The sequence below is a fragment of the Aquimonas voraii genome (assembly GCF_900101825.1).
In the GTDB taxonomy this organism is placed as follows: domain Bacteria; phylum Pseudomonadota; class Gammaproteobacteria; order Xanthomonadales; family Xanthomonadaceae; genus Aquimonas; species Aquimonas voraii.
This window is the reverse complement of the sequence record NZ_FNAG01000009.1, coordinates 1-24792: the sequence shown is the minus strand read 5'-3', so window position 1 is coordinate 24792 and position 24792 is coordinate 1. Positions and strand designations below refer to the sequence as shown.

Here is a 24792-nt window from a genome sequence, read left to right as displayed (position 1 = left end):
ACGCCCGCTCCAGCCGCCCGCCTCCGGAGGCCCACCATGACGTTACGCCTGCTGCTGCTCTGCCTCGCCGGCCTCACGACGCCGGCGCTTGCCACCCCACAGCTCGACGCGCTGTCCCGCAGCGAACGCGAGGCCTGCCGCTTCGCCGTCGAGCGCTTCTTCGCCGCGGAGCGCGCGGCCCATGCCGGCGAGCCCACGGCGCGTGCGCCCTCGGCCGCACGCATCGCGGCCCGGGTCGAGGAAGAGCTGCGCATGGAGTCCGCGCTGGCCGAGCGCTTCGGCAGGCGCATCGACGCCGGCGCGCTGCAGGCGGAGCTGCTGCGCATCCAGCGGGAATCCCGAGCGCCCGCGCAGCTGCAGCGCCTGCTCGACGCGCTGAACCGCGACCCGCGCCTGGCCGGCGAGTGCATCGCTCGCCCCGGCCTTGTCGAGCGCCTGCTGTATCGCCGTCATCAGCGCACCGCCCCCGGCAGCGACTTCGCGGAGTGGTGGCTGTCGGTGCGCGAACAGCATCATGCGGCGGAGCCGCCGACGCTCGAGCGGCCGCTGTTCCTTCCGGCGACGGACATCAGCGCGCGCACGGCCGGCGACGGCAGCAGCACTGGCGTCGAAACCTGGATCAGCGACGCCGACGACGGCGGTCCGATGGCGCCGCGCGCCTTCGCGCTGTCGGCCTGGAACGGCAGCGAGCTGTTCCTGTTCGGGGGGCGAGGTCCACGCAACACCACGCGCGCGGATGGCGGGCTGTACACGCCCGCGATCGATCACTGGCGCTGGGTCAGCCCGGTCGGCGCGCCCGGCCCGCGCGAGTCCGGCGTGGCGGTGTGGACCGGCAGCCGCTTCCTGGTCTTCGGCGGCACCACGAACGGCAGCGGCGCGCAGTACGACCCCCTCACTGATACCTGGGCGCCGATGTCCAGCGCCAACGCGCCGGTCGGCATCACCCGGTTCGTGACGGGCGTCTGGACCGGCAGCGAACTGCTGGTGTTCGGCGGCGAGGCGAACGTGCACGCGCGCTACAACCCGGTCACCGACACCTGGGGCAGCCTGCCTCCGAGCGGGCTGCCGGCACTGATACCGTCCTCGGTCTGGCACCAGGGCCGCATGTACGTCTGGGGCCTGCGCAGCGAGAACGGCGGTGCCACGCTGAGCTCACGCCTGGGCGCCTTCGATGTCGCCAGCAACCAGTGGATCCCGCTGAGCACCGTGGGCGCGCCGGCAGCGCGCTTCGAGACCGCGATGACCGTGGTCGACGGCAGGATCATGATCTTCGGCGGCAGCAACGGCTTCGGCACCGTCTACGGCGATGGTGCCCTCTACGATCCGACCAGCGACAGCTGGACCACTCTGCCCAGCGCGGGCGCGCCGTCGGCACGCAACTTCCCCACCCTGGTCAGCACTGGCGATCGCGCCATCGTATTCGGCGGGCAGCGGCAGTCAGCAGTGAGCGACCACGGAGCGGTCTACGACGCCGCCAGCAACGGCTGGCAGGCCCTTCCCGGAAGCGCGCCCCTCGGCTGGCGCTCCGGCCACGCAGCCGCCTGGACGGGCAGCGCACTGCTGGTGATGGGCGGCATGGATGAAGGCGGCGAGCCGCTGCGCGACGGCGGCCTGTTCGACCTCGCCTCAAGCACTTGGACGCTGTTCGATGGCGGCGACGATCTGGGTCGCGTGCGCGGTGCAGCGGCCGTGTGGACCGGCGTCGAGGCTCTCCTGTTCGGCGGCCGCAGTGCGGTCACTGAACGCCCCCAGCGCGGCCTGTCCTGGCGCGCCGCCACCGACAGCTTCAGCCCACTTCCACTACAGGGCTCACCGAGCGCGCGCGAAATGACCGCCGCGGTCTGGACCGGCGCGGACATGATCGTCTGGGGTGGGCTGGACGACGCGGTGCCCGAGATTCTCGGCGACGGCGGGCGCTTCGACCCGGCGGCATGGGAATGGCGATCGATCAGTTCGACCACCTCACCCTCGCCGCGCTACCTGCACACCCTGGTCTGGACCGGCCAACACGCGCTCGTGTCCGGCGGCGTGAGCGCGCTCGGGCTCAGCGCCGATGGCGCCGGCTACAGCCCACAAGGCGACAGCTGGACAGCCCTGCCGACCGAAGGCGCGCCGGCACCGCGCGCGGATGCGACAGCGGTCTGGACCGGCAGCGAAATGATCATCTGGGGCGGCAGCGGCGCTGGCGGAGCGCCGCTGGCCAGCGGCGCACGCTTCAACCCGCAAAGCTGGAGCTGGACCGGCCCGACCGCAGCGGGGCCGGCAGCGCGCAGCAATCACAGCGCGGTCTGGTCCGGCAGCGAGATGCTGATCTGGGCGGGCACCCCCAGCGCCCTGCCGTCCCTGTGGCGCTACGCGCCGCTGACCAACCAGTGGCGCGCGGGGCCCTCGGCGCAGCCGCAGGCGCCGCTCGGCGGACAGACTGCGGTGTGGTCGGGCAGCGAATTGCTCGTCTTCGGCGGCGCGGGCGCGACCGGCGGGCGCTATGACCCGCAGGCCAATGTCTGGCGTGACCTCACCAGCGTGGGCGCGCCTTCGACGCGGGCCGACCACGCGGCGCTGTGGATCGGCGACGCCATGCTGGTCCTCGGTGGCGCCATCGGCCAGCGGCGATCGCTGTACTACCCGAACGGCCTGCCGTTGAACGTCTTCCGCGATGGCTTCGAGCCCTGAACAGACGGGGTATCGACTCCTGCGAGGCGCCTCAGCGCCGCCATTCGCGGGTGCTGCGGACAGGAGTGTGGGCCCACCAGGATTCGAACCTGGAACCAAGGGATTATGAGTCCCCTGCTCTAACCGTTGAGCTATAGGCCCATTGTCTGTATCCGCACCGTCCGCTGTCCAACGCCGCCCATCATCGCAGGGGACTCGTGCCTTGGTCGCCGCGCTGTCCTGCGCAGCGCCCAAGGCCGGCCTCGGGCTTCCTGCCCTCGGCGCGCGCGCCTCGCGATGCGGTGCATCGCGTGGCCTGCGGCCACCGGGTCACGCCCTGCCCTAACCGTTGAGCTATAGGCCCGCTGTCTGTATCCGCACCGTCCACCGCCCGGCGCCGCCCATCATTGCAGGGGACTCATGCCCTGGACGCTGCGCTGGCCGGCGCAGCGTCCAGGGCCGGCCTCGCGAAGCGCCGCTTTGCCGGGAAGGCAGCGCGAGTGAACCCCATCAACCGCAATCTGGATCTCCGTGCGCTTTCGCTCTGCGCCAGACCCAGACACCGGGTATGGCCGGCGGCCCACAAGTTTGCCGCAGAGCGCCCCATCTGGGAACGCAGAGGCAAGTGCACGGTCGCCAGCGCGCGGGTCAAAGCCGCAAAAGCGAAAGGCCCGCTTGCGCGGGCCTTCCGGGTTTGGCAGGGAGACTAGGATTCGAACCTAGATTGACGGAGTCAGAGTCCGCTGTCCTACCGTTAGACGATCTCCCTAGAACCTGCTTGCCTGTATGGCAACCGCACTCTGACGCGGAGGCCGGCAAGTATAAAGCGTGATTAGCGCTTCGAGAACTGGGTCGCGCGACGGGCCTTGTGCAGACCGACCTTCTTGCGCTCGACCTCGCGGGCGTCGCGAGTCATGAAACCGGCGCGGCGCAGCTGGGTCTTCAGGCTCTCGTCGTATTCGACCAGAGCGCGGGCGATGCCGAGGCGGATCGCACCAGCCTGACCGGTGGTGCCGCCGCCAGCCACGGTGACCTTGATGTCGAACTTATCGGACATTTCGGTCAGCACCAGCGGCTGACGCACGATCATGCGAGCGGTTTCGCGACCGAAGAACTGGTCGAGCGGCTTGTCGTTGACGGTGATAGCGCCGCTACCGTTGCGCAGGAACACGCGGGCGGTGGAGGACTTGCGGCGGCCGGTGCCGTAGTTCTGGTTGAGAGCCATGGGATGCCTGTCCTGTCTCAGATGTCCAGCGCCTGCGGCTGCTGGGCGGTGTGCGGGTGCTCGGCACCCTTGTAGACCTTGAGCTTGCGGAACATCGCACGGCCCAGCGGGTTCTTCGGCAACATGCCCTTCACGCCGATCTCGATCGCGCGCTCCGGGTGGCGATCCAGCGCCTGGCCCAGGGTTTCGGACTTCAGGTTGCCGATGTAGCCGGTGAACCGATGGTACATCTTGTCCTGCAGCTTGTTGCCAGTGACCGTGATCTTCTCGGCGTTGATCACGACGATGTAATCGCCGGTGTCGACGTGCGGGGTGAACACGGGCTTGTGCTTGCCGCGCAGGCGAAGCGCGATTTCCGAGCAGAGACGGCCCAGCGTCTTGCCGCTGGCGTCGACCAGATACCAGTCGCGCTTGACGGTCTCCGGCTTGGCGCTGAAGGTCTTCATGACAGCTCCCGAAGGGAAAGCGAGGACGAAAGACCGCGAAGCATAGCGGCCTTGATCGAGGGGCGCAAGCCTGCGCGCCTCGGGGTGATCAGCCTGGGGCGTTGCCCGGCGAAGCCGCGTATTCTGGCGGCAAATGAGTGAAAGCGCCAGCCCCCCCGCTGAACACGGCCTGCAGCGACTGCTGTCGCTGACCGATGCCTGCGTGCTCTGCGGTCTCTGCCTGCCGCACTGCCCCACCTATCGCCTGGAGGCCCGCGAGTCGGAGTCGCCACGCGGACGCGTGCTTGTGGCGCAGGCCTTGGCCCGCGATCCTGCCAGCATCGACGCCAGCGGTATCGAAGCGCTGGAGCACTGCCTGGGCTGCGGGCGCTGCGAGCAGGTCTGTCCGGCCAAGGTTCGCTTTGGCGACTTGATGCGACTGGCGCGGCGACACCTGCCGCTACGGTCGCGATCGCTGCGGGTGAACACCCTGCTGTGGGCCAGCCGTCATCCCGATGCAGCCGCTTCTCTGTTGCGCGCAGTGCGGCCGCTGCGCGCCCTGCTACCGCGGCGCAGCCGGCGAGCCCTCGCCGCCTGCGCGAAGACCGGCTCTGCGCGCGAACCGTCTGAGTCCACCGCCTCATTCCATGCGACAGCCGCGCCGGAAACCAGGCGCGTCGGCCTGCTGCTCGGCTGCGTGGCGCGCACGATGGAAGCCTGGGCGCTGGACGCCGCGGCGCGATTGCTGCGCGCCTGCGGCCACAGCGTGCTGATCCCTGATGGACAAGCCTGCTGCGGCGCGCTCGACCAGCATGCGGGCTCTGGCGCACAGGCTGAGGCCCTGCACGAACAGAACCGCCGCTTGTGGTCCGGGCTCGCACCCGATGTGCTGGTCGGCATCACCAGCGGCTGTCAGGCCGCGCATGCCGCCGCACTCTCGGCGCTGGCTCCGGTGACGGATGTCGCCAGCCTGCTGGTCGACGATGCCGCCTTCGCCACACTCGAACTGCGCCGCATCGAGCGTCGCGTCGCCCTGCATCTGCCCTGCACCCAGCGGGCGGATGCGCGATCCGTGCGGGCCACGCGCGAACTGCTCGCTCGTATTCCCGGCCTCGACCTGGTGGAACTGCCGGATACAGGCTGTTGCGGCGCCGGCGGTGCGCACATGCTGCAGTTCGCCGATCGCGCAGAGCGCTTGCGGCGGCCGCTGCTGGACGCGGCCATCGCGTGCGGCGCCACTACACTGCTGTCCGCCAATCTCGGCTGTCGCCTGCATCTCGGTGGCGCGGCCGAACTCGCCGGGGTCGAACTCCGGCATCCGCTGGAACTGCTGGCCGAGGCCCTGCCGTGAGCATGCTGCGCAAACTCTCTCCACTGGATCGACTCATCGCCGATCTCGACCACGCCCTGATGACGGCCACCGCACGGCAGACGCCTGCGAGTCGCGCCAATCCGGCCGCTGAGGCCGAATGTGTTGCATTGGATGCCAAGCAGCGCCGCCATGTCGCCGGGCTGATGCGCATCAACCATGCGGGCGAGGTCTGCGCGCAGGCCCTGTACCTCGGCCAGGCCCGCGTCGCCCGCGACGAGGCCACGCGCGAGCACCTGCTGCAGGCCGCGCAGGAGGAAGCCGACCACCTCGCCTGGTGCGCGCAGCGCCTGGCCGAGCTGGACGACCGCCCCAGCCTGCTGAATCCGCTCTGGTATGCCGGCAGCTACGCCATCGGCATGGCCGCCGGGCTGGCGGGCGACGGCTACAACCTCGGCTTCGTGGTCGAGACCGAACGGCAGGTGGAAGCGCACCTCGAAGACCATCTGCGCCAGCTGCCCGAGGGTGACGCGCGCAGCCGACGGATCCTGCAGCGCATGGCCGAGGAGGAAGCCGAGCACGCCGCACAGGCGCATGCGGCCGGCGCTCGCGCGCTGCCGGCGCCGATTCCGTCGCTGATGCGGGCCGTCAGCCAGGTCATGAAGCTGGGCGCCTACCGGATCTAGCAGCTTGTTGAAAAGCTCCCTTCCGGGGAGTTTTTCAAGTCGGCAGTCCGGCGCAGGTCCGCAGCGCCTCACGACACATCCATCGCTTACGCGCTTGCTTCGTCGTCCAGGCCATCCCTGGCCGGGCTGACAGGCTGTTTTTCAACAGCGCTGCCAGCGCTCCGGCGCCGCCGGCGCCTGGTGCGCCGGCCGCCGGTCGCCGCGGCCAGCGGATGCGCTTCACCTTGCCTACACTCGCGCATACTCGAGCGCAGCGCAGGGAAGGCCGCATGAAGATCGTTCTCGCCGTGGTGTTCGGCCTGCTCGCGGTCGCCAGCGAATCGCTGGTGTCGGTGCTTCTGGCCGCGCTGGCGGGTTGGCTGCTCGGCAGCCAGCGGGAGCTTGCGCAGCGACTGCGCAGGCTGGAGGCGCGTCGGGCGATGGACGCACCGGGTACAGCACACGCGGGAACGCCAGACGGCACGATGCATCCGCCCGCGCGCCCAGCGTCTCCGGCACGCGCGCCTGCAGCCACAGCTCAGCAAACCGAAGCCGACAAGGCGGCACGCCCCGCCGCAGTCGCTTCCGCGCCGACCGTCGCCACGGAATCGGGAAGCGGCTTGGTGACCCGTGACGCCGCCGTGCCCCAGCGTGCCGAGGCGATCACGGCGTCCGCGGAGAAGCGCGTCTCGCCGCCGCCCCTGCCTGCGGGGTCGCAGCGAATGCAGGCCGCGGGCAGCGCAGCGCCCGCCGCGCCTGCACCCGGCGCACCGTCGACGCTGCGCGCGTCGACAAGACCCGTCGCGGAGACGCTGCTTGGCTGGCTGTTCGGCGGCAACCTGCCGGTCAAGCTGGGAGTGCTGGTGCTGTTCGCTGGCGTCGCCGCCGCCCTGCGCTATGCGGCGCAGCAGGGCATGTTCGAACTGCCGATCGGCTGGCGCTTCATCGGCATCGGTGCGACCGCGATCGGCGCGCTGCTGTTCGCGCTGGGTCAACGCCGGTCCCGCCCCGCGTTTTCGTTGTCACTGCAGGGTGGAGCGATGGGCGTACTGCTGCTCTGCGTGTTCGCGGCCTTCCGGCTGTACGCCTTGCTGGCCCCCGGTGTTGCGCTCGCCATGGTTGTCATGCTGGTTGCCTCGGCCGCACTGCTGGCGGTCTTGCAGAACGCCGCCGCGCTGGCCGTACTGGGCTTTCTGGGCGGCTATCTGGCCCCCGTGCTGATCAGCACCGGCAGCGGCGACCAGGTCGCACTGTTCAGCTACTACGCCGCGCTCAATGCAGCGGTGTTCAGCGTGGCCTGGTGGCGCCATTGGCATGCGCTGAACCTGATGGGCTTCCTGTTCACCTTCGGCGTCGGCAGCCTCTGGGGGCTGCGTTCCTACACCGCGGCGGACTACGCGAGCAGCCAGTTCTTCCTGCTGCTGTTCTGGGCCTTCTACCTCGGCATCGCGGTGCTCGGCGCACTGCGCCGCGGCCTGGCCACCAGCCATGGCGTGCAGGCTTCACTGACTTTTGCGCTGCCGCTGTGGGGTTTCAGCCTGCAGGCGGGCCTGCTGGAGGGCGACCGCAGCGCGCTGTCGATGTCGGCGGTACTCGCTGCTGCAGTCTACGCGGGCTTGGCGGCGCTGCTGGTGCGCAACGCTAGAGCGCGACTGCAGGGTGAAGCCTTCGCCTGGGTCGCGGTGGGCTTCCTCACCGTCGCCGTGCCGCTCGCGTTCTCGGCGCAGCAGACGGCCGCAGTCTGGGCGCTGCAAGGCGTGGGGGCGATGTGGCTGGGCCTGCGCCAGCGGCGTCCGCTGAGCTGGGGGTTCGGCTGGCTGCTGCAGTTCGCCGGCGGCTGCGCCCTGCTGATGCATGCGGCCGAGGCCCTCAACGACGGCCGCTTCGAGGACAGCGACTACCGCATCGGCCTGCGCCTCAGCTTGGCCCTGCTGGCCGGCGCCGGCCTGCTCGCCAGCCGGCTGCATGAGCGCTTCGAGCGCTCCAGCATTGAAATCTGGCTGGGGTTCCTGCTGGGCGCGAGCTGGCTGGGCCTGCTCTGGATGCATGTGGGTTGGCACCCGCCGTTCGCGCTCGATCACTGCGAAAGCCTGCTCGCTTCGGTCGTCCTGATCGCCTTGGGCGCGAGCCTGCTGCGTAACGTGCTTGGCTGGCCACGGCTGGGCTGGCTGTCGGTGGCGCCGCTGGTGGCGCTGCCCCTGCTTGGCCTGTGCGCGCTGATCGAGCAAGAGGCACCCGCCCTGGAGGGCCGCGGCCTGGTGCTGTGGGCGCTGGGCTTCGTCGCCGCAGGCGTCAGCCTGAGAGCCCTGCGTGAGCCGCCGATGCGGCTTACCGGCGCGGCGCATCTGGCCGTGCTCGCCACGCTTGTGCTGGTGCTGGGCAGCGACTTCGCCCAGCGCGCCGAGCGCGCCGATCTGGGTGGGGCGTGGATCTGGGCACTGGCGGTGCTGCCGCTCGCAGCGCTCGCTTGGGGGCTGTGGCGGCAGCCGCAGCGCTTCGCCTGGCCGCTGGCTGACCGTTTCTCGCGCTATGCGCGCCTCTGGCAGGGCGCCGCCGTGCTGGCTCTGGGGGCGGCCTGGCTCGGCGCGCTTTATTCCAGCGCCGATCCCGCGCCGATGTCCTACCTGCCGCTGCTGAACCCCATGGAGCTGCTGCAGTGGGGCGTGCTGCTGCTGGCCTGGCGAGCACTGCCGCAGGAAGCTCGCAGCGATCTGCTGCCCCTGCGCGCCGGCCTCGCCGCCGCGGCCCTGCTGCTGCTCACGCTGGCGGCGCTGCGCAGCCTGCACCATCACGCCGGACTGCCGTGGTCGCCAGCACTGTTCGACAGCGCCCTGACCCAGGGCGTGCTGAGCGTGCTGTGGGCACTGGGCGGCGTGATCGCCTGGGTGGCCGGCTCGCGGCGCGGCAATTGGTACGTGTGGCTGGGCGGCGCGACGCTGATGGGCGTCGTGCTGGTGAAGCTGGTGCTGGTCGATCGCGCCTACCTGGGCAACCTGGCGGGCATCGGTGCCGTGCTGACGGTCGGCCTGCTGCTGGTGGGCGTCGGCTATCTCGCGCCCTCGCCGCCGCGTCGCGCCGAGGCAGCCAAGCGCTGACCGCAGACCCCAGAAATGCGAAGGGCGCGCCCCTGCGGAGCGCGCCCTTCGTTGGCCTCGCCGGCCGGCAGCCTCAGTCGAGGTTGCGGCCGTGGAAGAGTTCCTCGATCTCGCGCTTCAGCTGCGCCTCGATGCGCAGGCGCTCCTTGAACGAGAGGTTCTTGGCCTTCTCCTCGAACAGGTAGGTGTCGAGGTCGAAATCCTTCACATGCATCTTGGTGTGGAAGATGTTCTCCTGGTACACGTTCACGTCGAACATCTCGTAGCGATTCTTGATGCCCTTGGCGAGATAGTCCTGGATCGAGTTGATCCGGTGATCGATGTAGTGCTTGTTGCCCTTCACGTCGCGGGTGAAGCCGCGAACGCGGTAATCCATGATCACGATGTCGGATTCAAGACTCTCGATCAGGTAGTTCAAGGCCTTGAGCGGCGAAATCACGCCGCAGGTGGCGACATCGATGTCCGCGCGGAAGGTCGCAATGCCGTTGTGCGGATGCGTTTCCGGGTAGGTGTGGACAGTGATGTGGCTCTTGTCGAGGTGGGCGACCACACTGGCGTCGACTTCCTCGTGCTCGCGCACGGCACCCGACAGCACATTGCCGGCCGCCTTCTTGTCGATCACCGGTTCCTCGGAGATGAGGATGGTCACCGAGGCACCCTGCGGGTCGTAGTCCTGGCGAGCCACGTTCAGCACGTTGGCGCCGATGATCTCGGCCACCTCGGTGAGGATCTGCGTCAGACGATCGGCGTTGTAGGCCTCGTCGATGTATTCGATGTAGCGGCGGCGCTGTTCTTCGCTGACCGCGTAGCAGACGTCGTAGATGTTGAACGACAGCGCCTTGGTGAGGTTGTTGAAGCCCTGGAGCTTCAGGCGCGGCAGTGGCTTGACCACGTTTCGGATCCCCTGTGCGGGCGGATGGAGGACTGGCGGGCCGCTTCGCGCGGTCGCCAGGCGTCTGGTGCCAGTGGCCTGGGACCAGCGGAATAGTATGGACCAAAGGCTTCATGCGCAGAACCTCGCGCCCACGCGGGCCTGCATCCGGGGCGTGCCCCGTTCTGTGTCCAAATGCGAACGACTGCGCTCCACATCGCAGCGCGGGCGTGCGCTGGGGGGACAAATGGATGCGAAATGGCGCAATATTGCGTTGAAGCTCCGCTCAGCGGACGCTAATCTTTGAACTCCATCGCACTTCAGGTCGGATATGGTCCCCTCCAGCTTCTCGCTGCAGACCGCGCTCAAGCGCCAGCTGACGCCACCCTCGCTGGCCCCCGAGCCCATCCATATCGAGCGTTTCCTCGCCCACTGCCATCGCCGCCGTTACCCGGCGCGCGCCGACGTGTTCCGGCCGGGAGACCCCGCAGGCACCATGTACTACGTGGTGCAAGGCTCGCTCAGCGTCATGACCGAAGAGGAAGACGGTCGCGAACTCGTGCTGAGCTACCTGAACCCGGGTGACTTCGTCGGCGAGACCGGCGTGTTTGTGGCCGCCCCGCAGCGCGAGGTGCTGCTGCGCACCCGCACCGCCTGCGAGCTCGCCGAGATCGGCTACGAGCGCCTGCACGCGCTTTTCGCCGGACCGCTGGCCGAGGAGTGCCCGCGCCTGCTGTACGCCATCGGCGCGCAGCTGACCAAGCGCCTGATGCACACCAGCCGCAAGGCCAGCCGCCTGGCCTTTATGGACGTCACCAGCCGCATCTCCAGCACCCTGCTGGATCTTTGCGAAGAGCCCGATGCCATGAGCCACCCGCAGGGCACCCAGATTCGCGTTTCGCGGCAGGAGCTGGCGCGCATCGTCGGCTGCTCGCGCGAGATGGCCGGCCGCGTGCTCAAGCAGCTGGAGGAGCAAGGCGTCCTGCATGCCCGCGGCAAGACCGTGGTCGTCTACCGCCAGGACCGCTGAGCCGGCACGGAACCTGCATACGCGAGGGCCGCATTCGATGCCGCTTGTGGAGGCGCCGCAAGGCTGATCCACTGCAGCAGCCTGCCGTCACCCGCCTGCCCGGTTCCCAATGCCGAAGACGCCGCTGCAACCCGTACGTCGCACCGACATCAAGATCGGCAGCCCACTGCCGTATCCCGTGTATGACGCGATGGGGCGGCTGCTGCTGAAGGCCGGCGAGGTCATCGAGACCGAGCGCCAGCTGAATACCCTGCATGAGCTGGGCCTGTATCTGGCCGAGCGCGACATCACGCGCCTGCCGCGCGCCAGCACGACCGAGCCCAGTGCGGAGGCTCCCGCCGAGCCCGCCGAGGGCGAAGGGCCCCGCGAGACCCGCAAGCTGGCCGAACTGAAACTGGCGCCCGGCAAGACGCTCTACGTCGACTTCCTCGGCACCACCAACCGCCCGCGCGTGGCCCTGCGCCTGGTCGGCTTGCTGGAGGGGGGCGGCGTGCTGATCAGCGCCCTCAATGCCGATGGCGGCGTGGTGCCCTTCCGCGACAACGAACTGCTGTTCGTGCGCGTGCTGACCGCGAGTGGCGTGGCGACCTTCCAGGCCAAGGTGCTGAAGGTCCACTTCACCCCCTTCCCCTATGTGGTGACCTCCTACCCGGAGGGCGTGGTCTTCCACGTCATGCGCGCACACGAACGGGTCGACACCCAGGTCATCTGCAGCGTGGTCAACCTCAGCAGGCCGGTGATGGGCGAGCCAAGGCCGCATGGCGCAGTGATGAAGAACCTGAGCGCCAGCGGCTGCCAGATCGAAGCGCCGCCGGAAATCGCCGACAGCGGCGACCGCCTGCGGCTGGGCTTCAAGCTCGACGCCGCCGGCGAGGAGCACGTGCTCAGCGTGCTGGCCGAGGTGCGCGGCATCAAGAGCTTCGGCGAGAGTGACCACCGCCGCTTCGGCCTGCAGTTCGTCGAACTCGGCAGCTCGGAACGCCTGGTGGTCGAGCACTTCATCTTTCACGCCCTGGTCGACGTCTGATCCGGGCGGCGCTCGCGCCCGTCGGCCGACTGTTCGGGCGCAGAGCACCCGCGTGCTAAGTTCGGCGGTAACCCCCGCTGGCTCCCGCCCATGCCCGCATCCGCCCTTCCACCCGCCCGCAGCGCGGCGCTTGCGCTCGGTCTTGCGCTGTATGGACTGCTGGCGAGCGCGCCATCGGCAGCCCGCCCCCCCTCGCTGCAGGATTGCCGCGAGCAGCGCCGGGAAGAGCCCACAGCGGCGCTCGCGAGCTGCGAGGCAGCCGCACGCGCGCTGGCCTCTCTCGACCAGGCCGAGCCCGCCTTCGAGGCCTGGATGCACGCCTCCGAACTCGCGTCCCAACTCGGCGACCCCGCGCGCGCGGAAGCGGCACTCAAGTCTGCGGTGGTGCTGCTGCCGCGTGTATCCGACCCGCTGGCCGCGCACCGCCTCGCGCGCCGGCGCGGACTGAATGCCTACCGCGAAGGCAGAACTGGCGAAGCGCTGGGCGATTTCCTCGAAGCGCTGGCGGCAGCCCGCGCCGCCGGGGACGCGCGTGCACGCGCGATCAGCGAGAACGACCTCGGCGTTGTCTATCGGCACCTCGGCAATTACGAATCGGCCCTGGTCGCTTTCGAGGCCAGCCTCGCCCTGCGCGAAGGCAAGGACGAATCCCCCTTGGGCGCCCTGCTCGCCAACATCGGCAGCCTGTACCTGGAGCTCGGCGACCTGGGGCGCGCCGAGGATTACCTCAGGCGGGCACTGGAGGACCACGCCGCGAACGGCCGCAGCCTGCCCACCGAGCGCACCCGCGAGGAGCTGGCGCGATTGGCGCTGCGTCGCGGCCGCTGGGACGAGGCGCGCGGCCTCCTCGATCAAGCCTGGCAGGCCTATGCGCAGTCACCGCGCGACCGGCTGCGCGCGGCCCTGCTGCGTGCGCAGCTCGAGTTCGATGCAGGCGCACGCGCGCGGGCCCTTGACTGGCTGTCGCGTGCCCGCGCCGCCGCCCCGGCCGAAGCGGCCGGGCGTCTCGATATCGCCGTGCTGGATGCGCGGCTGGCCGGCGAAGCCGAACGCGGCGGACGCTATGCCACCCTGCAGGCCCTGCTGGCGCAGGGCGAGGGCCAGCCGCCTGCGCAGCGACTGCAGGGCCTCGCCGCGCTGGCCGAACTCGCCGAAGCCTTGGGCCAACCCGCACAAGCGCTGCAGCATCAGCGCCAGCTGCACGCGGAGGCGCAGACGCTGGCCGAAGCACGCCACGGCGAGCGCTTCGACAGCCTGCGCGTGCGCTTCGACCTGGAGCGGCTGGAGGCCGAGGCCGAACGGCGCGAGTCCGAGTTGGCCCGACGCCGCCTGGAAACTCTGAGCGTCGCCGCGGTCGGCCTGCTTGGGCTCGCCCTGTTGGCGCTCTACTCGCAGCGCCGCAGCTACCGGCAGCGGCTCGACGGCGAGCGCGAGCGGCAGGCCCTGGAGCAGCGCATTGCCGAGGCACGACGGGCCTCCGAGGACCTGCGCTGCGACCTGCGCTCGATGGCCTGGCTGCTGGATCGCCAGCAGTCGGCCTGCCTGGTGTTCGACGCCTCCGGCCGCATCCGCGCCTCCACCGCCCTTGCCGCGCAGGCCTTGGGGCGCAGCGTCGAGGCACTGCAGGGGCTGAAGCTGGCGGAGGCGCTGGACGCCGAGACCGCGGCCTGGGCGCAGGCCCTGGTCGAGACCGCCAGCCTGGCCGGAGAGGCCGAGGCCGAGGCCGACCTTGGCCAACACAGCAGCCCCGCGCTGCCGCAGCTGCGCCTGCTCTGCCGGCGCCTCAACATGGAGGAAGAGCTGGGCGTACTGCTGATCGAAAGTCCAGCCGCGAGGCCACCCCGGGACGCCACCGCAGGCGCTGCGCCGCCGGCAGTGCACGAACCGAGGTCAGGCGCCGACGACCCGATGGTCTTCCGACGCCTGCTGGTGCGTACCATGCGCACGGCACTGGAGGCCTGGGAGCGGGTCAGCCTCAAGGGCCGGGTCGAACTGGCCGAGGCCAGCGGCATCTGGCGCATCACGATCGACGATGGCCGCCTGCGCGTTCGCGCCATGGACCGCTACCTCAGCCTCGACAGCCTGCCGGACCGGCCGCGCTGGCGAGAAGTGCTGCGGACCGCCTACTTCCTGCTGGGCGAGGTCGGCATCGACGCCAGCCATCGCGCCCAGCTCGAAGCCCTGGTCGAGGAGCTGCTGCAGCACACGCGGCAGCAGGACTGAGAGCATGTGAGAAGCATCCGCCTACGGCAGCCGCCGCTGGATGTTCTGACTGCGGCGACCGGGTTCTTGCGCACGCTCTGAGGGCCCGCAAGCCGGCTCCTGCGGTGCAGGAGGGTTCCGCGGCAGTTGCTGGGCCCCTGCCCCCGCGTGGCGCTCGCGCGCCTGTCGGGCGCCACGCGTGCTCCAAGGTTTGTCAGTCGCGATGCTTGGACGAGGGCAACGTGCGCAGTGGCCGCTCACAGCGCACGCAGAGCCCGCGCAGACCGTGCTCGGCGCGGTACAGGCGATGGTGGTCCGCGTGCAGATAGGTGTCAGGCGACTGCACCACCGCGATCACGCTACCGAGGTGGCCCGAGGCCGTGTAGCCATGGGCGCTGCAGATCGCCCGCGCGCGCTCGCTGGAGGTCTCGTAGTCGTCGTCGAACTGGCCACAGTCCTTGGCGAGGCCTTTGCCGCCAGCGCTGCAAGTGGCATCGCGTTCGCGGTCGGCGACCAGGGTGTCGGCATAGACCTCGAAGCTGCCGACCGGCACCGGGCGGCCGTCAGCACACCAGTCGTCCGAGGGCAGTTCGCTGTGCGCCCGCGCGGCGCTGGCCGTCATCAGGGCGATGGTGCAGGCGACGAGCAGGGACAGTTTCATGGGCGTTCTCCAGTGGCGTCGAAGGTCAGCGGAGGCTAGCGCCCGAGCGCGGCCGCCGCGAAGGAAAAAGCCGGGAACAAGCCGGGAACACGAGTCGGCAGCCCTTATCGATCAGAGACTTGCAACATGGCGCCGCGCGGCTGCGGACCGACGCGGCGCCCCTGCACTCACTCGGGACGCAACTCCACTTCGCGCACCGGCTTGACCACCATCAGCGGAAAGCACTTCTTGCAGCGGAAGGCCACACCCTGGCTCATGTGGTAGCCGTTGCCGCTCAGCAGCCCGGCCGGCGAGTAAGGCAGACCCTCGACCTGGCCGGCGCCAGGCACGCCGAAGCTCGGACCATTCCAGCCGGCGTGCACCTGGCAGGTCTGGTGTGCCGCGAAGCTGGCCGCCCAGTAATGGTCGGTGATGCCATTGGCTGCGGCGAAGCTGGTCAACTGGGCACCGTCGAGGCTGTAGTTGGCGACCTCGACAATGTGGCCGCGGTAGCACCAGGGCACGGCGTGGGCATGGGCGGCGGCGCCGAGCGCCAGAACGAAAACGATGTAACGCAGCATGTTCAACTCCTCGTGGATGGCAGAGCCCGACGCGACAGCGACGGGGTGCGGCCATGCTCAAGGGGCTGCGCTGGCGGTGCGAGGAGGAAGCCGGGGCGTTGAGGGGGGCGTCGCGGGCAGAACGCAGGCAGATCGCCCCTGCTGCCGCGCGAGGGTGGCGCGCGCGACCTGGGCTCAGGACGAAGCGATGGCTCAGTCGACCCAGCGCAGCGCCGTCTTCGCGCAGGCGACCCGCGCCGCCAAGGCGGGCCGGCGCGCGACGGCGACATTGACGATCACCGCCTCCGCGCTGGCGCGGATCAGGGCGGCATCGGTGGCGCTGTCGGTGTAGCAGCGCAAGCAGCGGCGTCCGTAGCCGGCGGCCTCCAGCGCATCCAGCTTGCGGCGGCCCTGCAGGTGGTGGCGCAGATCCAACCCCCAGCGGGTCGGCACCACGGTGGAGCCCAGCACCGGTGGGCAGCCGCCGGGCAGCTCCGCGAGCAGATCTTCGACCAGCGGCGGGTGTTCACCGGTGGCGATCACCACGCGATGCCCCGCCGCGCGCTCGGCGGCGAGTACGTTCAGGGCCTCGGGGAACAGACGGGCGCGCATGGCCGCGCCACAGTGGCGCAGGAAATCCGCGGGCGAAACCGTGGATCGACCGAGCGTGGCGATCAGGAAACAGGCGCGCACGCCGTGCTGCACCCAGCGCCGACGCAGAAACAGCGGCGCCCACGCCGGCAGCAGGAGAAGAAGGAGTGCAAGCCGCGCGGGCGACTGCCGCAGCAGCCAGCGTAGCCACTCGTAGCCGAGATCGCCGCGGAACAGGGTGCCGTCGAAGTCGAACACCACCACCGGGGCGTCGTGAGCGCCCCCCGGCCCTCCCGCCAGCGCCGGCTCAGCCAAACAGCTTTTCGAGCTCGGCGCCGGGATCTTCAGCGCGCATGAAAGTCTCGCCGACCAGGAAGGCATGCACGCCTTCGGCGCGCAGCATCATCACGTCGTCCTCGGTGCGGATGCCGCTTTCGGTGACCAGCAGGCGATCCTTGGGCACCGCGGGAATGAGGTCGAGCGTGGTGTCCAGCGACACTGCGAAGGTGTGCAGGTTGCGGTTGTTGATGCCGATCAGCGGCGTCGGCAATTTCAGCGCGCGCTCCAGCTCCTCGCCGTCGTGCACTTCCACCAGCACATCGAGGCCGACTTTGTTGCCGAGCTGGCAGAGCTCGCGAAGCTGGGCGTCGTCGAGCGCAGCGACGATCAGCAGGATGCAGTCCGCGCCCAGCGCCCGCGACTCGAACACCTGGTAGGGATCGACCATGAAATCCTTGCGCAGCACCGGCAGCGCACAGGCCGCACGGGCTTCGCGCAGGTAGTCGTCGGAGCCGTGGAAGAAATCCACGTCGGTCAGCACCGACAGCGCGGCGGCACCGCCGCGCTCGTAGCTGCGCGCGATGTCGGCCGGCGAGAAGTCGGCGCGGATCACGCCCTTGCTGGGGCTGGCCTTCTTGACCTCGGCGATGACCGCGGCATCGCCGTCCTTGATGCGCTTGACCAGGGAGGCGTGAAAGCCGCGTGCCGGCTTCGCCGCCTTGGCGGCCTTCTCGAGTTCCGCCAGCGGCGTGGCGTCAGCGCGCTCGGCCACTTCGACGCGCTTGCGGTCAAGGATGCGGTGCAGGATGTCGCCCATGGGTCGGGGTGCTCAGGCGTGCGTGTTGGGTTGTTCTGAAGCCGCTGCAAAACGCAGGCCGCGGCAAGGCGGCGCAAGGGTGCCCGCTTGCGCGACAGGAATCCAGCCTTGCGCGCGCGCCGCAGTCATGTTTGCAGGCTCAGGCCGCACCGAGACGCTGCGTGGCGGCGATGAAGTCCTGCATACGCTGCTTCGCTGCGCCCGAGGCGATCGCCGCGCGCGCGCGTTCGATGCCCTCGGCGATGCTGCCGGCCACGTCGGCCGCATACAGGGCCGCGCCCGCATTCAGGCAGACGATGTCCTGGGCCACGCCCGGCTGGCCGTCCAGCGCTTCGATCACGCGCGCCATCGACTCCGTCGCGTCGGCCACCTGCAGGTTGCGCGAGGAGGCCATCTGCAGACCGAAGTCTTCGGGCTCGATCTCGTACTCGCGCACCACGCCGTCGCGCAGCTCGCCGACCAGCGTCGCCGCACCCAGCGAGATCTCGTCCATGCCGTCGCGGCCGTAGACCACCAGTGCATGCTTGGCGCCCAGACGCTGCAGCACGCGCACCTGGATACCGACGAGATCGGGATGGAACACGCCCATGAGGATGTTCGGGGCGCCGGCCGGGTTGGTCAGCGGCCCGAGGATGTTGAAGATCGTGCGCACGCCCATCTCGCGCCGCACGGGTGCCACGTTCTTCATGGCCGGGTGGTGGATCGGCGCAAACATGAAGCCGATGCCGATCTCCTCGATGCAGCGCGCCACCTGCGCGGGCTGCAGGTCGATGCGCGCACCCAGCGCCTCCAGCACGTCGGCACTGCCGGACTTCGACGACACGCTGCGGTTGCCGTGCTTGGCGACACGACCACCCGCGGCAGCCACCACGAACATGCTGGCGGTGCTGATGTTGAAGCTGTGGGCGCCGTCACCGCCGGTGCCGACGATGTCGACGAAGTTCGAGTACTCCGGCACCTCGACCTTGGCTGAGAGCTCGCGCATCACCACCGCAGCGCCGGTGATCTCGCCGATGGTTTCCTTCTTGACCCGCAAACCTGTGAGGATGGCCGCGGCCATCACCGGCGAAACCTCGCCCCGCATGATCTGCCGCATCAGGTCGATCATCTCGTCATGGAAGATCTCGCGATGCTCGATGGTGCGCTGGAGCGCGGCCTGCGGGGTGATGCTCAGCGTGCGTGCTGCCTGCATGGTCATGCCTTTCGTCTGCAGCTCAGGCGGCGCGCGCGGCGGGCCGGCCGAGGAAGTTCGCCAGCAGGGCGTGGCCATGCTGGGTGAGGATGGACTCGGGGTGGAACTGCACGCCTTCGATGGGCAGCTCGCGATGACGCAGGCCCATGATCTCCTCGACCGAACCGTCTTCGTTCTCGGTCCAGGCGGTGACTTCGAGGCAGTCCGGCAGGCTGGCCTGCTCCACCACCAGCGAGTGGTAGCGCGTGGCCTCGAAGGGCGAAGGCAGGCCGGCGAACACGCCCAGCCCGCGGTGGTGCACCGGCGAGGTCTTGCCGTGCATGATCCGGCTGGCGCGGATCACCCGGCCGCCAAAGGCCTGACCGATGCTCTGGTGGCCGAGGCAGACACCGAGGATCGGAATGCGCGCGCCCAAGCGCTCAATCACTTCGAGCGAGACCCCGGCCTCGTTGGGCGTGCACGGCCCCGGCGAGATGACGATGCGCGCAGGCTGCAGCGCTTGGATGGCGTCGACATTGAGCTGGTCGTTGCGGATCACCTGGACCTGCTCGCCGAGCTCGCCGAAGTACTGCACGAGGTTGTAGGTGAAGCTGTCGTAGTTGTCGATCATCAGCAGCATGGGCTGCTCCGTGCATGCGGGGTGGCGAGGGCGGCGCGGTACGCCCGCCCACGCGGGGCGCACAGGATAGCGGCAGCGGACGCGGGCGCTTGCGACGCTTTCTCCCGCCGCCCGCTGTCACCGCGCGGCGTGACCGATCCGATCCGCGCTCAGCGCGCGAACACCGCCTCGATGCGGGCGATGTCGGCTTCGTGCAGGCGCTGGTGCAGCTCGACCGCGCCAAGGTTGTCGGCGAGCTGGGCCGGCTTGGAGGCGCCAAGGATCACGCTCGACACCTGCGGATTGGCCAGGCACCAGGTGATCGCCAGCTGCGCCGGCGTGGCCTGGTACTCCGCGGCCAGGGCGACGAACTCGCGCAACTGGCGCGGGCGGCGCTCCGGGTCTTCTTCCAATTTGCGCGACAGCCACTCGTAGCCGGGCGCGGTGAAACGGCTGTCGGCGGGCACGCCGTCCAGGTACTTGCCGGTCAGCAGGCCCGAGGCCAGAGGCGACCACACCGCGGTGCCCATGCCGAGCTCGCTGCACAGCGGCGCGTATTCCAGCTCGACGCGCTCGCGATGCAGCAGGTTGTACTGCGGTTGTTCCACGCTGGGCGCATGCAGGTGCTGGGCACGGGCGATGCGATGGGCCTCGCGGATCAGCTCGGCCGGCCACTCGGAGGTGCCCCAGTACAGCACCTTGCCCTGGCGGATCAGCGCGTCCATCGCCAGCACGGTCTCCTCCACCGGGGTCTCAGGGTCGGGGCGATGGCAGAAGTACAGATCGAGGTAGTCGACGTGCAGGCGCTTCAGCGCGGCGTGGCAGGCCTCGGTGACGTGCTTGCGCGACAGGCCCATCTGGGTCGGCCGCGGGTTGTCGACGCTGCCCCACAGCACCTTGCTCGACACGCACCAGGCATCGCGCGGCAGACGCAGGTCGGCGATCACATCGCCCATCAGGCGCTCGGCCTCGCCCTTGGCGTAGACCTCGGCGTTGTCGAAGAAATTGATGCCGGCGTCAAACGCCTGCGCGATGAGGTTGCGCGCCTCGCTGCGGCCGACCCGCCCGCCGAAGGTGACCCAGGCGCCGAAGGACAGCGCGGAGAGCTTGAGGCCGGTCGAGCCCATGCGGCGGTAGAGCATGTGGAGGTCCTGCGAGTGAGGCGGCCGCACAGGATAGCGGGCGGGGGTGAAGGCGGCGGGTAAGGCGATGCGTGCGGCGCAGGCGGTCGGATGAGAGCCGTGTTCATGTCGCGGAACGCACATCGATGTTGCCGCGCGCGACGACGCAAGGCGCGATGTGGCTCGATGCAATGGGCGCGTTATCGGACGATCTGATCGGGATCGGGGCGGAACAGGCCGGCCGCGTCAGCACCGGGGCGAGTGTGTGGGGCACGGTGGGCCGGGGCCCACCCTATGCCGGCCTTCGCTCTTCGCTCTTCGCTCTTTGGGAATCCCGAATCCCCAATCCCGAAAAAGAAAGGGCGACCCCGCAGGGCCGCCCTTTCACATCACTGCGCCCCACGCTCAATGCGTTCGATGGCGCTCGAACATACGGGTGAGCTTCTGCTTGGCCTGCAGCTTTTCGCGCTTCATCACGCGCAGGGTATTGGCGTCTACCGGCAGCACGCCAAGCTCAGCGTCCATCACCTTTTTGTCGAGCTGGCGGTGGCGGTGGAAGAGCTGGCGGAACTCCGTGTTGGCCTGCATCAGGGTTTCGACTTCGGGCTGCTGACCTTCGAACATCGCGAATCCTCCGGGGTGGTGGATCCGTCGAGACGATCGCCGCGGACCCCGCCAGCAGCGGGGCCGGGCGGGTCGCGACGAATCAGAGAAGGGTGTGGGTGCGAACCTCCCGCAGCCCGGCGCGCGCCTGCGCGCCGCCTGACGTGAACAACTGCGAACCGGGCGCTGCTGCCTTTGGCATGCGTGGACGCTCCGGTGCGGAACCGCCGCACCCGGGATCGACCCTACTCCGCCTGCCCCACCCCTTCAAGGCCGAAGCGCCGCAGATTCAGGCGCCGAGCACATCCGTGAGGTCAGAACGTTCCCGACCTGCCCGCTTCGGGAACTTCAGCAGGCTCCGCAACTCCAGAGTGGCTTGGCTGCGCCGCCGGGACCGGGACGACAGGCGCGAGCCATGGATAGCCGCACGTGCCTGCCAGCGATTGCACTTTCCTGTTTCGCAGTGCGCCCGCGAGCAAAGCCTGGGCCAGGACCCGTTCTCTTCTCACTCCGGGCGAGTGATTGGAATGAGGGCCGGTGGGAGCTCTGCAGTGCGCCGGTGAGCGACGCCAGCGCCAAGACCGAGCCCCTCTCCCACTGGGAGAGAGGTTGGGATCAGGGCCGGCCGGAGCGCGGTCTGAAGCCTGCGAGCTTCCCTCGGACGGCCCGCCCCGCGACGCATTAATGCCCGACCTGGACAGGCCAGCACGCCCCGCTGCGCGGCGCGCGGGCAGCAGTCCGCCGCCTCAGAGCTTCTCGACCACTACTTCCACACGGCGATTGCGGGCGCGGCCTTCCGCGCTGCCGTTGTCGGCGACCGGACGATCCTCGCCCAAGCCCAGAGCCCGCAGACGGCTGCCGTCGACGCCCTTCTGGATCAGGGCATCGCGCACGGCCTCGGCGCGACGCTGCGACAGCACCTGGTTGAGATTGGCGCTGCCCTGGCTGTCGGTATGGCCCTCGATCAGCACGCTGGCGCCAGGGTTGGCGTTGATCAGATCAATCACCTTCTGCAGGTTGTCGCGGGCCTCGGCGCGCAGCGCGCTCTGGCCGCTGGCAAAGGCCTCGCCGGAGATCGTCATCACCTGTCCGCGCGCTTCGCTGCGGGCAGTCATACCCTGCAGCTGCATGCGCAGGCTGTCGGCGGCAGCCGCAGCCAGCTCCGCTTCGCGACGCGAGAGCTGCGCCTCCAGCGCCTGCGCCTCGGCCAGGCGACGCGCCTGCTCGGCCTGGGCGGCGCTGATCTCGCTGTCCAGACGCGCGGCCTGGGCCTCTTCCAGCGCGCGCTCGGTTTCTTCGGCGCGGGTCAGGTTCTGCAGGCGCAGACGCTCGACCTCGCGACGCAGCTGTTCGGCATCGCGACGACTGGCTTCGAGCAGGATCGCATCGCGCTCGCGCTCCAGCTGCACCAGCTGATCGGCCAGCATTTCGGTCTCGGCCACCGCACGGGCGATCTCGATGCGCCGCGCCGCCGCGTACTCGGCCTGCGGGCGGTTGCGGCGCGAGGCCTGGGCCACCGCCTGCACGGCCACACGGGCCAGCTCCATCTCAAGGCGCGCGCGCCCGACCAGGCTGGGCTCGGCCTCCAGTTCGGCCAGCTCGCCCTGCAGGCGCTGCAGTTCGAGTTCCGGGTCGGGGCGCTGGGCCTTGAGCGGCAGCGCCAGCACCAGGCCGATCAGGACAAGGGCAAGGCGGCTCATCGCGCACCTCCATCCAGCAGTTCACGCCGCAGACGGGCGTTGTCCTCGCTGCGCGCCCGCACTTCCGCGCGGAGGCGGTTGTTGCCGGCCCGCGCTTCGGCCAAACGCGCCTCTAGTTCGGCGCGAACGGCCACGCCCTGCGCATCGCGACGCTTGCGCTTGGCTTCGAGATCGCGCGCCTCGGCGAGCAGGCTCTGCGCCAGCTCAAGCTCATTGCGCGCGTGCACGTCGGCCTGCGCCCGCAGGGCGTCGCCCACCGCACGCTCGGCGCGCAGCACCTCGACCAGGGGCTCCTTGCGGGACTGGGCGTGGAGCGGAGGCACGAGGCTTGCACCGAGAACCAGCGCAAGGAAACAGAAACGTTGACCTGTCATATCATCCGGCGTTCAGTAGGGGCGCCTGGGGCGCACCCGGGTTGACCTTCGCCTTGAGCGGCGATCCCAGCATCACGCGGCAGCCGAAGCGCCTGAAAGCCAAAGGCTTTGCCCGGCCGCACGCACACCCACACACAAGGGGAGCAGCTTCATGGATATCGGCTACTTTCTCAAGCTGATGACCGAGAAAAACGCGTCCGACATGTTTCTGACCACGGGCGCGCCGGTCAACATCAAGGTCGAAGGCAAGCTGTATCCGCTGGGCAACACCGGCCTGCCGGCCGGCATGGTCAAGAAGATCGCCTACTCGCTGATGGACGAAGGCCAGGTGCCGGCCTTCGAGCGCGACCTCGAGCTCAACATGGCCATCGCCGTGAAGGACGCCGGCCGCTTCCGCATCAACGTGTTCAAGCAGCGCGGCGAAGTCGGCATGGTGATCCGCGCGATCAAGAGCGAGATCCCCACCGTTGACCAGTTGCGCCTGCCGCCGGTGCTGAAGGACCTGGTGATGGAGGCGCGCGGCCTGATCCTCGTGGTCGGCTCGACCGGCTCGGGCAAGTCGACCAGCCTCGCGGCCATGATCGACCACCGCAACAGCAGCAGCTCGGGCCACATCCTCACCATCGAGGACCCGATCGAGTTCCTGCACCGGCACAAGAAATCCATCGTCAACCAGCGCGAGGTCGGCCTCGACACCCACGCCTTCGCCAATGCGCTGAAGAACGCCATGCGTGAAGCGCCGGACGTGATCCTGATCGGCGAAATCCTCGACGCCACCACCATGGAGTCGGCGATCGCCTTCGCCGAAACCGGCCACCTGTGTCTGGCGACCCTGCACTCCAACAACGCCGACCAGACCCTGGAGCGCATCCTCAACTTCTTCCCGGAATCGGCACACAAGAACGTGCTGATGAACCTGGCCCTGAACCTCAAAGCCGTGATCAGCCAGCGTCTGGTCACCGGCGTCGACGGCAAGCGCCTGCCGGCGGTGGAGGTTCTGGTCAACACCCCGCTGATCCGCGACATGATCCGCCGCGGCCAGGTGCACGAGGTCAAGGAAGCGATGGAGCGCTCGCTGCAGGAAGGCATGCAGACCTTCGACCAGGCTCTTTACCGCCTCTACAAGGAAGGCAAGATCGAGCTGGAAGAAGCGCTGCGAAAAGCCGACTCGCGCGACGGCCTGTCGCTCAAGATCCGCTTGTCCGAAGGCGGCGCCGACGAACACGACCCCTACGCCGACACCTTCCAGGCCCCACCCGCCGGCCGCCCCGTCAGCGATGGCGGTTTGAACTTCAGTTGAAGCCGCAGCGCGGCGGCGCTAACACGTCCTGAGTTCTTCTCCGCTGCGGCACATCCGTGGCGCGCCTGCGCGATGCGCCGGTGGCCGCCGGCCTGCCTCGGAGGTCTGGCGAGGCAACAGAACGTGGGGGTGCGGGGGTGGAACCCCCTCAAGCGCACGGCGACGCGCGGAAAAGAGCCTCAAGCCCGGCCACGCGCCAGGTCGGCGGGCTTCGTAGCCTCAGTTCCACCCACCGCAGAAGTGCCGCCCTGAGTTCCCTCTCCCCTTGCGGGAAGCGGAGGAGAGCGACTGTCGGCTGCCGGTGACAGCCGACACTCTGCGGAGTCCGAGCGAATCGGTTGCAGGTTGGGTAGAGAGAGGGGGCGAACGCCCCTCAGACGCACCAGCGCCAGAGCTGAGCCCATCGCGGCTCACCGCTTACCGGGTTCTACCCCGTTTCCGCGGACGGTTTGAACAAGGCTGAAAACCTACGGTCCCGGCGAGCGACTCTACGTCGCATCCGGGGGTTGTGGAACC

General features: G+C 69.4%; 21 protein-coding genes and 2 tRNA genes. 8 read left to right on the top strand and 15 right to left on the bottom strand.

Translation table 11 applies throughout. The features are described from left to right. The first annotated feature begins 36 nt into the window (after positions 1 to 36). On the top strand, positions 37 to 2673 hold the full coding sequence (locus BLP83_RS13290; protein ID WP_091243666.1) for a Kelch repeat-containing protein: 2637 nt from the start codon (positions 37 to 39) through the stop codon (positions 2671 to 2673). 68 nt (positions 2674 to 2741) lie between these two features. On the opposite strand, the gene BLP83_RS13285 is transcribed toward BLP83_RS13290, so the two are convergent. The 4 genes from BLP83_RS13285 to rplM form a co-directional block, all read right to left on the bottom strand. Continuing rightward, a tRNA-Ile gene (locus tag BLP83_RS13285) sits at positions 2742 to 2814 on the bottom strand. A 533-nt stretch (positions 2815 to 3347) separates the two neighbouring features. Beyond that, a tRNA-Gln gene (locus tag BLP83_RS13280) sits at positions 3348 to 3421 on the bottom strand. Between the two features lie 63 nt (positions 3422 to 3484). Continuing rightward, a complete protein-coding gene (gene rpsI / locus BLP83_RS13275) occupies positions 3485 to 3877 on the bottom strand; it encodes a 30S ribosomal protein S9 (RefSeq protein ID WP_091243665.1) in 393 nt (130 codons plus the stop codon). Between the two features lie 17 nt (positions 3878 to 3894). Beyond that, on the bottom strand, positions 3895 to 4323 hold the full coding sequence (rplM, locus tag BLP83_RS13270) for a 50S ribosomal protein L13 (RefSeq protein ID WP_091243663.1): 429 nt from the start codon (positions 4321 to 4323) through the stop codon (positions 3895 to 3897). A gap of 133 nt (positions 4324 to 4456) precedes the next feature. Here rplM and BLP83_RS13265 point away from each other — a divergent pair, with 133 nt between their 5' ends. The 3 genes from BLP83_RS13265 (at position 4457) to BLP83_RS13255 (ending at position 9371) form a co-directional block, all read left to right on the top strand. Then, positions 4457 to 5653 carry a (Fe-S)-binding protein gene (locus BLP83_RS13265; protein ID WP_091243661.1) on the top strand — a complete coding sequence of 399 codons (1197 nt, stop codon included), beginning with the start codon at positions 4457 to 4459 and terminating at the stop codon, positions 5651 to 5653. Positions 5654 to 5655: 2 nt separating this feature from the next. Further along, positions 5656 to 6297: a 2-polyprenyl-3-methyl-6-methoxy-1,4-benzoquinone monooxygenase gene (gene coq7 / locus BLP83_RS13260; RefSeq protein WP_143006685.1), complete on the top strand. Its 642-nt coding sequence runs from the start codon at positions 5656 to 5658 to the stop codon at positions 6295 to 6297. Between the two features lie 269 nt (positions 6298 to 6566). After that, a complete protein-coding gene (locus tag BLP83_RS13255; protein WP_176764200.1) occupies positions 6567 to 9371 on the top strand; it encodes a DUF2339 domain-containing protein in 2805 nt (934 codons plus the stop codon). A gap of 73 nt (positions 9372 to 9444) precedes the next feature. Here BLP83_RS13255 and speD read toward each other — a convergent pair whose 3' ends face one another. Next, on the bottom strand, positions 9445 to 10263 hold the full coding sequence (gene speD / locus BLP83_RS13250; RefSeq protein ID WP_091243655.1) for an adenosylmethionine decarboxylase: 819 nt from the start codon (positions 10261 to 10263) through the stop codon (positions 9445 to 9447). 310 nt (positions 10264 to 10573) lie between these two features. Between speD and crp the strand changes: the two genes are divergently transcribed. From crp to BLP83_RS13235, 3 genes are all read left to right on the top strand, one after another. Next, positions 10574 to 11272 carry a cAMP-activated global transcriptional regulator CRP gene (gene crp, locus BLP83_RS13245; RefSeq protein ID WP_091243653.1) on the top strand — a complete coding sequence of 233 codons (699 nt, stop codon included), beginning with the start codon at positions 10574 to 10576 and terminating at the stop codon, positions 11270 to 11272. A gap of 109 nt (positions 11273 to 11381) precedes the next feature. Continuing rightward, positions 11382 to 12299 carry a flagellar brake protein gene (locus BLP83_RS13240; protein ID WP_091243651.1) on the top strand — a complete coding sequence of 306 codons (918 nt, stop codon included), beginning with the start codon at positions 11382 to 11384 and terminating at the stop codon, positions 12297 to 12299. Positions 12300 to 12389: 90 nt separating this feature from the next. Then, the gene (locus BLP83_RS13235) at positions 12390 to 14522 is read left to right on the top strand and encodes a tetratricopeptide repeat protein (RefSeq protein ID WP_091243648.1); all 2133 of its coding nucleotides are present in this window, start codon (positions 12390 to 12392) and stop codon (positions 14520 to 14522) included. 193 nt (positions 14523 to 14715) lie between these two features. On the opposite strand, the gene BLP83_RS13230 is transcribed toward BLP83_RS13235, so the two are convergent. From BLP83_RS13230 to BLP83_RS13185, 10 genes are all read right to left on the bottom strand, one after another. Then, on the bottom strand, positions 14716 to 15162 hold the full coding sequence (locus BLP83_RS13230; RefSeq protein ID WP_091243645.1) for a hypothetical protein: 447 nt from the start codon (positions 15160 to 15162) through the stop codon (positions 14716 to 14718). A 167-nt stretch (positions 15163 to 15329) separates the two neighbouring features. Then, positions 15330 to 15722, bottom strand: coding sequence for a hypothetical protein (locus tag BLP83_RS13225; RefSeq protein ID WP_091243642.1), 393 nt, complete (start codon positions 15720 to 15722; stop codon positions 15330 to 15332). Positions 15723 to 15914: 192 nt separating this feature from the next. Further along, entirely contained in the window at positions 15915 to 16553 is a 639-nt protein-coding gene (locus tag BLP83_RS13220; RefSeq protein WP_218121252.1) for an HAD family hydrolase, read from the bottom strand. A 46-nt stretch (positions 16554 to 16599) separates the two neighbouring features. Beyond that, positions 16600 to 17388 (bottom strand): indole-3-glycerol phosphate synthase TrpC, encoded by a 789-nt coding sequence (trpC, locus tag BLP83_RS13215; protein WP_091243640.1) that lies wholly within the window; start codon positions 17386 to 17388, stop codon positions 16600 to 16602. Between the two features lie 139 nt (positions 17389 to 17527). Continuing rightward, positions 17528 to 18586 (bottom strand): anthranilate phosphoribosyltransferase, encoded by a 1059-nt coding sequence (trpD, locus tag BLP83_RS13210; protein WP_245680043.1) that lies wholly within the window; start codon positions 18584 to 18586, stop codon positions 17528 to 17530. A 16-nt stretch (positions 18587 to 18602) separates the two neighbouring features. Further along, entirely contained in the window at positions 18603 to 19199 is a 597-nt protein-coding gene (locus tag BLP83_RS13205; RefSeq protein WP_091243638.1) for an anthranilate synthase component II, read from the bottom strand. Between the two features lie 149 nt (positions 19200 to 19348). Then, positions 19349 to 20320 (bottom strand): aldo/keto reductase, encoded by a 972-nt coding sequence (locus tag BLP83_RS13200; RefSeq protein ID WP_091243636.1) that lies wholly within the window; start codon positions 20318 to 20320, stop codon positions 19349 to 19351. A 384-nt stretch (positions 20321 to 20704) separates the two neighbouring features. After that, positions 20705 to 20923, bottom strand: a complete 219-nt coding sequence (locus tag BLP83_RS13195; RefSeq protein ID WP_091243634.1) for an HP1242/YdcH family protein — start codon at positions 20921 to 20923, stop codon at positions 20705 to 20707. A gap of 725 nt (positions 20924 to 21648) precedes the next feature. Continuing rightward, positions 21649 to 22602 carry an OmpA family protein gene (locus tag BLP83_RS19280; protein ID WP_091243632.1) on the bottom strand — a complete coding sequence of 318 codons (954 nt, stop codon included), beginning with the start codon at positions 22600 to 22602 and terminating at the stop codon, positions 21649 to 21651. Then, a complete protein-coding gene (locus BLP83_RS13185) occupies positions 22599 to 22925 on the bottom strand; it encodes a DUF4398 domain-containing protein (RefSeq protein WP_176764198.1) in 327 nt (108 codons plus the stop codon). Before BLP83_RS13185 ends, BLP83_RS19280 begins: the two co-directional genes overlap by 4 nt. Positions 22926 to 23127: 202 nt before the next feature. On the opposite strand from BLP83_RS13185, the gene BLP83_RS13180 reads away from it, so the two are divergent. Beyond that, positions 23128 to 24276 (top strand): PilT/PilU family type 4a pilus ATPase, encoded by a 1149-nt coding sequence (locus tag BLP83_RS13180; RefSeq protein WP_091243628.1) that lies wholly within the window; start codon positions 23128 to 23130, stop codon positions 24274 to 24276. Positions 24277 to 24792: the final 516 nt, after the last annotated feature.